The following is a 797-nucleotide window of genomic DNA, read 5'->3' as shown; positions in this document are numbered from 1 at the left end:
CCATAATAGAGAAATTCGAGTAGCTCGAGTTTCTTGCTGGCATCATTTAAGATGTCAATTTTGAATCCGAAGATTCGATTTGTCTTTTCACCGACAGGGTCGGTTGCAAGACTTTATTTGTTGACGTTTTGCTGTTCAGTTTTCAAGGTTCATATGGTGGAGCCTAGCGGGATCGAACCGCTGACCTCCTGCGTGCAAGGCAGGCGCTCTCCCAGCTGAGCTAAGGCCCCATAAAAAGTGGTCGGGAAGACAGGATTCGAACCTGCGACCCCTTGGTCCCAAACCAAGTGCTCTACCAAGCTGAGCTACTTCCCGATACTTATAAATAATGGCGCGCCCGGAAGAATTCGAATCCACAACCTTCTGATCCGTAGTCAGACGCTCTATCCAATTGAGCTACGGGCGCATATTCATTTAATATGACACAATTTTGGTGCCGAGAACCGGAATCGAACCGGTACGGTAGTCACCTACCGCAGGATTTTAAGTCCTGTGCGTCTGCCAGTTCCGCCACCCCGGCGCATATAAATGGAGCGGAAGACGGGATTCGAACCCGCGACCCCGACCTTGGCAAGGTCGTATTCTACCACTGAACTACTTCCGCAAGAAAAGTGCGGGTGAAGGGAGTCGAACCCCCACGCCTTACGGCACTAGATCCTAAGTCTAGCGTGTCTGCCAGTTCCACCACACCCGCATATCATATCAAAATCAAGCAGTAAAAATGGTGAGCCATGCAGGATTCGAACCTGCGACCCTCTGATTAAAAGTCAGATGCTCTACCGACTGAGCTAATGGCT

General features: G+C 50.1%; 6 tRNA genes. All 6 read right to left on the bottom strand.

The features are described from left to right. Positions 1-154: 154 nt before the first annotated feature. The 6 genes from AB1K89_RS18260 to AB1K89_RS18235 all read right to left on the bottom strand — a co-directional run bounded on the left by AB1K89_RS18260 (position 155) and on the right by AB1K89_RS18235 (position 694). Positions 155-230: transfer RNA gene (locus tag AB1K89_RS18260), tRNA-Ala, on the bottom strand. 8 nt (positions 231-238) lie between these two features. After that, a tRNA-Pro gene (locus AB1K89_RS18255) sits at positions 239-315 on the bottom strand. 14 nt (positions 316-329) lie between these two features. Beyond that, positions 330-406 (bottom strand) — tRNA-Arg (locus AB1K89_RS18250). A 25-nt stretch (positions 407-431) separates the two neighbouring features. Continuing rightward, positions 432-520 (bottom strand) — tRNA-Leu (locus AB1K89_RS18245). A gap of 9 nt (positions 521-529) precedes the next feature. Further along, positions 530-604, bottom strand: a tRNA-Gly gene (locus AB1K89_RS18240). A gap of 8 nt (positions 605-612) precedes the next feature. Further along, positions 613-694 (bottom strand) — tRNA-Leu (locus AB1K89_RS18235). Positions 695-797: the final 103 nt, after the last annotated feature.

Origin of the sequence: Sporosarcina pasadenensis, from assembly GCF_047228845.1 — a bacterium.
In the GTDB taxonomy this organism is placed as follows: domain Bacteria; phylum Bacillota; class Bacilli; order Bacillales_A; family Planococcaceae; genus Sporosarcina.
This window is presented reverse-complemented; position numbering and strand designations above follow the sequence as displayed.